A 9,019-nucleotide genomic window follows, 5' to 3' on the forward strand; every position below is an offset into this window, starting at 1 on the left:
GTTATTTTTCTCACTTTGGTTTAATGCGGTTTCTCGGACCCGGGAACTAAAGACTCTATTAAATTTGGTCGATCGTACATTCTATTTAAACAAACAGAGCGCCGTGTCCTCCGGGTGTCAAAAAACACGTCAAAACCGCCCTCCTGCAGGGGTTTTAGCCCCTGTAGGAGAGCGGTTTTTCGGGTTTAGCTGAGACCGATGTGCCGTGTCCCTCCCCCTAACTTTCTGTGCCGCCCTTAACGACGGGGACTAGGGGGAATGTCTGGAATCAGCTAGTTTGATAGTTTTCCTCAGTCCAACAGCGGGGCAGAGTTTCACCGGAAGGAAACACTAAATTACTTTTTGCAAAAGTTGCTTTCTCTTGCTCTTCCTGACCAGCTTGATTTTTTCCCGGCACTTCTTGTTTTGTAGGGCTGATTAAAGCATCTACATCGAGGATTTCAATCAAGTCGCCTGATTCTTTTTCTTGTAAAAGCATAGTTTTTCCGTGAAGGGTAAATGCGAGTTAGGGTTTGAGGACAACTTTGATGCAGTTGTCTTTTTTCTGTTTGAAAATCTCGTAAGCGTGGGGCGCTTCATCCAATTTCATTCGGTGCGTAATTACGAATGACGGGTCAATTTCGCCTTTTTGAACGCGATCGAGCAAAGGCCGCAAATAGCGGTGAACGTGCGTCTGTCCCATTTTCAGGGTCAAACCTTTGTTGAAAGCTGCACCTAATGGCACTTTGTCAACGAAGCCGCCGTAAACGCCGGGAATTGACACTGTGCCACCCTTGCGACACGCGACGATCGCTTGTCGCAGGGCCGTAGGTCGATCGCTTTCCAACCGCACGGCTTGCTTGGCTTTGTCGTACAAAGCGTCGAGACCGGTGCCGTGGGCTTCCATCCCCACCGCGTCGATGCAAGAGTCGGGTCCGCGTCCCCCCGTCATTTCGGTGACGGCTTCCCCGGCGTCTATTTCTTCGTAGTTGATGATTTCAGCTTTGGCTGCAGCAGCCATTTGCAAGCGTTCCGGTATGCGGTCGATCGCAATTACTCGATCGGCCCCCAGCATAAACGCGCTTCTGATCGCAAATTGTCCGACTGGCCCGCATCCCCAAACTGCGACAGTATCCCCCGGCTGAATGTCGCAGTTTTCGGCCGCCATGTAACCGGTAGGAAAGATATCGGTGAGGAACAATACTTGTTCGTCAGAAAGTTCGTCGGGAATTTTTAAAGGGCCGACATCTGCAAACGGAACCCGCGCGTATTCTGCTTGACCTCCTGCATAGCCGCCCGTTAAATGCGAGTAGCCAAACAGTCCCGCCGGCGAATGACCGAACATTTTTTCAGCCAGCCCAGCATTGGGGTTGGAGTTGTCGCACAGCGACCACAAATCGCGGTTGCAAAAGAAGCAACTGCCGCAAGAAATAGTAAAAGGAATGACGACGCGATCGCCCTTTTTTAAGTTCTTGACTTCGCTGCCGAGTTCGACTACTTCCCCCATGAATTCGTGCCCCATGATGTCGCCCGATTGCATTGTCGGGATGAAGCCATCGTAGAGGTGCAAATCTGAGCCGCAGATTGCTGTAGACGTGATTTTAACTATCGCATCGCGCGGATTGATAATTGTTGGGTCTGGTACATTATCAACTCGCACATCATTTGCTCCGTGCCAGCAAAGAGCTTTCATTAATTTCGTTTTCCTCTAGTTAACTACTAGCTAGCAGATTTTTGATTCTAAATCTTAAATTTACTGCGCCGAGAAATTACCTGCTTGGATGTTTTAATTTTAATCATATAAAATATCTTCTCTCTCTATCCGAGGTATAGATTTACAAATCTATCTTCCGGCTGTTTTAAATAACAAAAATGTCAAGTTTATTCCCCGACTAAACTGCGGGGGATTTCACGTTCTTCTGTTAACCCCCAACAGTTATAGCAACCGCGCCCGACGGTTAGGACGTTCTTAATTGCTGAACTCCTTGCTTCTTGCTTCTTGCTTCTTCGTTCTGCCATAACAGCTAACAGCGAGATGGATGAGGTTGTTTTTGTCGATCGCCGATCGCTACCCTCTCACAAGAAATAAAATTTCCGCACTTAACTAACAAGCGGGAAGTCCCGCACTCTAATGGTAGTCCGTTGAGTGCCGGGATGAAAGCGTACAGAACAAGTGGGTTCGATGCCCACTTGTTCGCTTTGCGATCTTTGCAGATCGGCAAAACCTTTGATATAATATTTACTATTAATAGCAATTAGCAGTAAGTAAATGCTACGCAAAGTTGTCAAAGTTCGTTTATACCCTACCGATCGGCAGTGCAAGCATCTGGCACAGAGCTTTGGTTGCGCTCGTTGGTGGTGGAATTACGCGCTTAATAAGTCGATTGAAGTCTATCAAGAGACTGGCAAAGGGCTTGGACAATCTGCATTAAATGCTTTACTGCCAGCGCTAAAAAAGGAATATGAATGGTTAAGTGACTGCTACAGTCAAGTGCTACAGGCGGCTACGCTTAATCTCACGACTGCCTATAAAAACTTTTTTGACAAAAGAGCTCAGTTTCCTAAGTTCAAGTCAAAAAAGCATAAGCAGTCGATTCAATACCCCCAAAATGTTCAAGTCGTTTCTGACTCTGAGCTCAAGTTCCCTAAACTTGGAGTAATCAAAGCAAAATTACATAGACCGATTGACGGAAAAATCAAAACTGTCACAGTTAGCCAAAACCCTTCGGGTAAATACTTTGCTGCAATTTTATTTGAGATTGAAGGTGAAAATCCAGAAATTTCAACCTCTGGAAAAATACTTGGGATTGACTTAGGATTAAAACACTTTGCGATCGTTGCCGATGGCACTAAGATTTCTAAGTTTGAGAATCCTCAATATTTTGTAAAACATCAACAAAATCTCAAGCGTAAGCAGCAAAAGTTAGCGCGTAAGAAGGATGCTAGTAATTCTCGCAAAAAAGCTAAAAAATCAGTGGCTAAGGTACACGAACGGGTAGCCAATTGTCGGCAGGATTTTCTGCATAAACTCAGCGCAAAGCTGGTCAACAAAAACCAAGTTGTCATAGTAGAAAATCTTCATGTTAAAGGCATGGTTCGTAATCAGTGCTTAGCTAAAGCTATTTCTGATTCTGGCTGGGGAATGTTTGTCAATTTCCTGAGCTACAAATTAGACCGCAAAGGCGGTAGGTTAGTAGAAATTGATCGATGGTTCCCTAGCTCGAAAACCTGTTCAGTTTGTTTGCATCAAATCTCGTCCATGCCTCTAGATGTGCGCGAGTGGACTTGCTCTCACTGTGGCACTCATCACGACAGAGATGGCAATGCTGCAACAAATATCAGGAATGAAGGTATCAGAATGCTAAAGACGGATGGAACAGCCGTTTCTGCTGTTGGAGGGAAGGTAAGTCCAAAGGTGGGGCGTAAGTCCAATCTGAGGCACTCCCCTGCGAAGACAGAAGCCCACGCTGTATGCGATAGCATCAGTGCTGGGTAGTTCACTCTCACTAGCTGCGATATAGCAATCCTTGCAGGAGTCGTAAATTTTTTACCCCACCCCAGCCCTCCCCGAACCCGCGGTCCGGGAGTAAGAAATTCACAAATGATTTAGGATTGCTATAGTTTGGATCACATTAGATAAGCGATGACCGAAAACTTCTCAACAAAAAGCGTGTTTCTCGATTACAACCTTCATAACCGGGTTTTTGGTTGTTTTTGCGGGCTGTAACGCGTCTTCTGGGCAAAAAACCCGGTTTTTGACCACCCATGCGTAAATCCTGGATTATTAACTAGGGTGCGTGACTTTTGTATAGCTGAACACTCGGTCCGAATCTGGAGAATTACGCACCCTGCTTAAGGAGGATTAATCGTCAAATATTGTATCATTAGTTATAGCTAAAAGCCGAGCTTGCGCTAAAGTTGTTAAAGATTAAAATTTATCGATCGCCTTTTATGCCTTACACTGCATCTACCCCAACAGACCCCAATCAACCCAACATCCGCAATGCCGACCACCGCCTACTAGAATTCACCAAGCTGACGCCGATGATGCAGCGGTATGTGGAAGTGAAAGAACAGTATCCCCACGCACTTTTATTGTTTCGAGTCGGAGATTTTTTTGAGTGTTTTTTCCAAGATGCAGTTACTATTTCGCAGGAATTAGAACTTGTTTGTACTAGCAAAGAAAGCGGCAAGGAAATCGGCCGAGTGCCGATGACAGGAGTGCCGCACCACGCCCTCGACCGCTACACCTCAATGTTAGTTGAAAAAGGCTATGCTGTAGTAGTTTGCGACCAAGTGGAAGATGCCTCGATTGCTGCTAAAGAAGGCCGCCAAGTCAAGCGAGAAATTACCCGCATTCTCACTCCCGGAACCTTGACTGATGACGGAATGCTCAAACCCAGACAAAATAATTTTTTAGCAGCAGTCGTCATCGCTGGGGAACATTGGGGATTGGCTTATACAGATATTTCTACGGGAGAATTCGTCACTACCCAAGCAGAGAGTTTAGAACAATTAACCCTAGAATTGCTGCGCTTGCAGCCTTCGGAAGTCTTGGTACCGACTAATGCGCCGGATTTGGTGACTATGTTGAGGCCCGGAGAGAAATCCGAGCATTTGCCGGATTGTTTGCCGAATTCATTCTGCTATTCTTTGCGATCGCAAGTTCCGTTTACTTTGTCCGAAGCAAAACAAAGAATCCTGCAAAAATTCAAAGTGCGATCGCTAGAAGGCATGGGATGCGACCACCTTTCCCTCGCAGTGCGCGCCGCCGGCGGTTTGCTGCAATATATCGAAGAAACTCAAAAGGAAAAAGCAGTTTCTTTGCAAAGATTGCATACTTACACACTCACCGATTTTCTCATACTCGACTACCAAACCCGCCGCAATCTCGAAATTACTCAAACAGTGAGAGATGGGGTTTTTCATGGTTCGCTGCTGTGGGCTATAGACAAAACCAGCACCGCCATGGGAGGCCGCGCTTTGCGCCGCTGGGTGCTGCAACCTTTGCTCAACATTAAAGGCATTTGCGCCCGACACGACACGATTCAAGAATTAGTAGAAAATAACGCCCTGCGCCAAGATTTGCAGCAGTTGCTGCGCCAAATTTACGACATCGAAAGACTGACAGGCCGCGCAGGTTCGGGAACAGCTAGCGCGCGGGATTTGGTCGCTTTAGCTGATTCTCTGGGAAAACTGCCGCAATTAGCCTCGATCGCAGCCCAAGGGCGATCGCCCTATTTGAAAGCGCTGCAAAATGTACCGCCAATTTTAGAAGAATTAGCCAATACAATTCACGCTCATTTAGTTGATGAACCGCCGATTCTTTTAAAAGAAGGAGGTTTGATTCGTCCGGGAATCAATGCCATGCTAGATGAAATGCGGGAAACAGCTTCAGGCGACCAGGTATGGATGCAAGATTTAGAGCCAACTGAAAGGAAACGCACCGGAATTTCTAATTTAAAAGTAGGCTACAATAAAGCTTTCGGCTATTACATCAGCATTCCCAAATCGAAAGTAGACCAAGTGCCGAAGGACTACACCCGCAAGCAAACTCTCACCAATGAAGAACGCTACAGCACTGAAGAATTAAAAGAAAGGGAAGTGCGAATTCTGACAGCGCGGGAAGATTTAAATCAATTGGAATACGATATTTTTGCTCAAGTGCGATCGGAGGTAGGAGAACACGCTGAAATTATTCGCAACGTTTCTCGCGCCGTGGCGGCGGCGGATATTTTGTGCGGTTTGGCAGAAGTAGCAGTTTACCAAAATTACTGCCGCCCGACTATGACAGAAAGTCGGGAAATTAAAATTATTGAAGGTTGTCATCCTGTGGTGGAAAAGTCTTTGCCGCCCGGATTTTTTGTCCCTAATTCTGCTTTTTTGGGTCGGGAAGAATCGCTAAACCGCCCAGATTTAATTATTTTAACCGGGCCGAATGCTAGCGGGAAAAGCTGCTACTTGCGGCAGGTGGGTTTGATCCAGTTAATGGCGCAGATGGGCAGTTTTGTGCCGGCGAAAGCTGCGACTTTGGGAATTTGCGATCGCATTTTTACCCGCGTCGGCGCCGTCGATGATTTGGCAACAGGTCAGTCTACGTTTATGGTGGAAATGAACGAAACTGCAAATATTCTCAATCACGCGACACCGCAATCATTGGTTTTGTTAGATGAAATTGGCAGGGGAACGGCAACCTTTGACGGACTTTCGATTGCTTGGTCTGTGGCAGAATATTTAGCAACTGAGATTCGGGCGCGGACAATTTTTGCGACTCACTATCACGAATTGAATGAGTTAGCTTCTATTTTGGATAATGTCGCAAATTATCAGGTGACAGTGAAAGAATTGCCGGATCAAATCGTATTTTTGCACCAAGTTCAGCCGGGAGGTGCTGACAAATCTTACGGAATTGAAGCGGGCAGATTGGCTGGTTTACCGCCGTCGGTGATTGACCGGGCGAGACAGGTGATGAAGCAGATTGAGAAACATAGCAAAATTGCGATCGGGCTGCGGAAAGGTGTTAAAAAAAATGGTAAACAAGAGTCGGAGGGCCAACAGTTGGATATTTTTGAAGATTGAAATGATCGAATTGCGCTCCGAATCCAGGACTTAGCTATCAACTCTATTTTAAGGTCAGTAATCTGGGCATTACTGACCTTAAAATGACGAAACTGTAATATCAACTCCGGTAGCATCGGAATTAATATTACTCACAGTCAGGACACGGCAGTGCCGTGTCCCTACCCCCATTAATTGTAGGGACACGGCACTGCCGTGTCCTCTCTATCATTCCGATGCTACCGGAAACAATATGATACTCTTATTGAAGATATCAAAAGCTTTAAATAGGAGGATGAGATGCAAGGCAAAAGATTTATCCGAACTCTTCGCTTAAAAAACTTTCTATCCTACGGAAGTGAAGGAGAGGAAATAGAACTTCAACCCCTGAATGTGTTAATTGGTTCCAACGCATCTGGGAAGTCGAACTTGATCGATGCCGTGGGGATTTTACAGTCAACACCCAATGATATAAATACTCCATTTCGGCAAGGAGGCGGTATTGGCGAGTGGCTTTGGAAAGGTGATGAAAAAAATTCCAACAATATTCCAACAGCTACAATCGAGGCAACCGTAGATTACCCTGAAGAACCTATCCCCTTACGCTATCAAATCTCTTTCACGATGGTAGGTCAAAAACTAGAAATTGTAGATGAAGCTGTAGAAAATGAAGAAAAATTTGACCCAAGTTATAAAGATGTATATTTTTTCTACCGCTATCAAAATGGCAATCCAGTCTTAAATATTAGAAAGGTCTCAGAAGAGGGAACAAGTACATACACTAATAGGGGCGAACGCCATCTTCGCCGTGACGAGATAAATCCTTCTCAATCAGTTTTGTCCCAAAAACAAGACAAAGACTTTTACCCTGAGTTAGCCTACTTAAACAATCAGTTTTCCAATATCCGTATTTATCGGGAATGGAATTTAGGCAGGTACACGCCACCAAGAAAGCCCCAACCATCTGATTTACCAAATGACTTTCTTGAAGAAGATGCAAGTAACCTTGCTCATGTTTTGAACGATTTAGAATACCAAGGTATTAAACCTTTGCTAATCGAGCAGTTGCAAAAGTTCTACGAGGCAGTAGGTGACATCATAACTAAAATTGAAGGCAGTACAATACAAACATTTATCAGGGATAAAAAATTCAATAGGCCAATTCCTGCTACCCGCTTATCAGATGGTACTCTTCGTTATTTGTGCTTGCTGACTTTACTTTGCCACCCAAGTCCACCGCCCCTGATTTGTATTGAAGAACCAGAATTAGGGTTGCATCCAGATATCTTATCGACTGTTGCTGAATTGCTAATTGCGGCATCTCAAAGAACTCAAATAATTGTTACTACTCATTCTGATGCTTTAGTTTCTGGTTTGAGTGAAGTTCCCGAATCCGTCTTAGTTTGCGAACAGAATAACACAGGCAGTCACTTGCGCCGTCTAGAGCCTCAGCAACTTAAAAAGTGGCTGGAAAAGTACACTCTAGGAGATTTGTGGCGGATGGGACACATCGGAGGTAACCGATGGTAAGGGAGATTCGTATTTATATTGAAGGCATTGGAGATGTAAGTGAAGATGAAAGTACAACAGAAAATATACCTCAAAAACGTCCGGGATTTAGGAGTAAAATTCCGGCAGGAAAAGAGACAACAGCGGGGCTGCGAGCGGGTTTTGTTCATCTCTTCAAAGAACTCTACGAGCTCGCAGAGAGCAAAGGCATAAAAATCCTGTCAATCATGTCTGGATCTCGCCGCGATGCTTGCGAAGATTTCCTAATCAGTATGGAATCTTATCCAGAGGCTTTTAATGTTTTGCTTGTTGATTCTGAATCTCCTGTTTCTGAAACTCACACACCTTGGGAACATTTAAGGAGCAGAAAAGAAGACCAACCTTGGATTTTGGCGACCCAAGGGCTTGATGATGACTGTTGCCACTTAATGGTACAAACTATGGAGGCTTGGTTTATTGCTGATATTGATGCTTTAAGCAAGTTTTATAATGGCGGATTTAAAGAAGATTATCTTCACAAAAGGCTGGGAAATCAAAGTGTGGAGAAAGTTTCCAAATACAACCTGAGTCAGTGGCTGAAATCAGCCACTAATAAAACCTCTAAAGGTAAATATCACAAAACACGACACGCTCCCAAACTGTTAGAACTTTTAGATGTTGACAAGGTACGCAAGGCTTCTCCTAGTTGCGATCGCCTTTTCACAACAATAATTACCAAAATCCTAGAAGAGACATAAATAGATTGCGTGTATGTAATATCATGTCCGATCGATCGCCCATAATACAATTGCCGGGGCGGGTTTGTGAGATTGTCCGTTTTTGGCAAATATTATTGGTGAACCCGCCCCTTGTATCTTAAAAGAGTTGGTGTAGCGCTCGTACCGTCAAGCAGGCGATCGCCAGCTCAATCAGGCGATCGAACCGACAAGTGGGCGATCGTACCGATAAGTGGGCGATCGCTCGATCAAGTAGG

At 45.0% G+C, this 9,019-nt stretch carries 6 protein-coding genes; 4 read left to right on the forward strand and 2 right to left on the reverse strand.

The genetic code is table 11. The annotated features are described in order from the left end of the window. Positions 1–268: 268 nt before the first annotated feature. Both ACUVJL_RS05260 and ACUVJL_RS05265 read right to left on the reverse strand, forming a co-directional pair. Positions 269–478: an acetyltransferase gene (locus ACUVJL_RS05260; RefSeq protein ID WP_333433913.1), complete on the reverse strand. Its 210-nt coding sequence runs from the start codon at positions 476–478 to the stop codon at positions 269–271. A 27-nt stretch (positions 479–505) separates the two neighbouring features. Continuing rightward, positions 506–1,672 carry a zinc-dependent alcohol dehydrogenase gene (locus tag ACUVJL_RS05265; RefSeq protein WP_445244890.1) on the reverse strand — a complete coding sequence of 389 codons (1,167 nt, stop codon included), beginning with the start codon at positions 1,670–1,672 and terminating at the stop codon, positions 506–508. 576 nt (positions 1,673–2,248) lie between these two features. On the opposite strand from ACUVJL_RS05265, the gene ACUVJL_RS05270 reads away from it, so the two are divergent. The 4 genes from ACUVJL_RS05270 (at position 2,249) to ACUVJL_RS05285 (ending at position 8,783) form a co-directional block, all read left to right on the forward strand. Further along, a complete protein-coding gene (locus tag ACUVJL_RS05270; protein ID WP_445244891.1) occupies positions 2,249–3,475 on the forward strand; it encodes an RNA-guided endonuclease InsQ/TnpB family protein in 1,227 nt (408 codons plus the stop codon). Between the two features lie 455 nt (positions 3,476–3,930). After that, positions 3,931–6,558, forward strand: coding sequence for a DNA mismatch repair protein MutS (gene mutS, locus ACUVJL_RS05275; RefSeq protein WP_445244894.1), 2,628 nt, complete (start codon positions 3,931–3,933; stop codon positions 6,556–6,558). Between the two features lie 279 nt (positions 6,559–6,837). Next, positions 6,838–8,067, forward strand: a complete 1,230-nt coding sequence (locus ACUVJL_RS05280; protein WP_445244892.1) for an AAA family ATPase — start codon at positions 6,838–6,840, stop codon at positions 8,065–8,067. Beyond that, positions 8,061–8,783, forward strand: coding sequence for a DUF4276 family protein (locus ACUVJL_RS05285; protein ID WP_445244893.1), 723 nt, complete (start codon positions 8,061–8,063; stop codon positions 8,781–8,783). Before ACUVJL_RS05280 ends, ACUVJL_RS05285 begins: the two co-directional genes overlap by 7 nt. The last annotated feature ends 236 nt before the right edge of the window (positions 8,784–9,019 follow it).

It is taken from the genome of Microcoleus sp. OTE_8_concoct_300 (genome assembly GCF_031383065.1).
Lineage (GTDB): Bacteria > Cyanobacteriota > Cyanobacteriia > Cyanobacteriales > Microcoleaceae > Microcoleus.

Excerpts from the sequence above, each read along its gene's own strand:
- ACUVJL_RS05265 (WP_445244890.1), bottom strand. The coding sequence starts at position 1,672 with ATGAAAGCTCTTTGCTGGCACGGAGCAAATGATGTGCGAGTTGATAAT.
- ACUVJL_RS05270 (WP_445244891.1), top strand. The coding sequence starts at position 2,249 with ATGCTACGCAAAGTTGTCAAAGTTCGTTTATACCCTACCGATCGGCAG.
- mutS (WP_445244894.1), top strand. The coding sequence starts at position 3,931 with ATGCCTTACACTGCATCTACCCCAACAGACCCCAATCAACCCAACATC.
- ACUVJL_RS05260 (WP_333433913.1), bottom strand. The coding sequence starts at position 478 with ATGCTTTTACAAGAAAAAGAATCAGGCGACTTGATTGAAATCCTCGAT.
- ACUVJL_RS05285 (WP_445244893.1), top strand. The coding sequence starts at position 8,061 with ATGGTAAGGGAGATTCGTATTTATATTGAAGGCATTGGAGATGTAAGT.
- ACUVJL_RS05280 (WP_445244892.1), top strand. The coding sequence starts at position 6,838 with ATGCAAGGCAAAAGATTTATCCGAACTCTTCGCTTAAAAAACTTTCTA.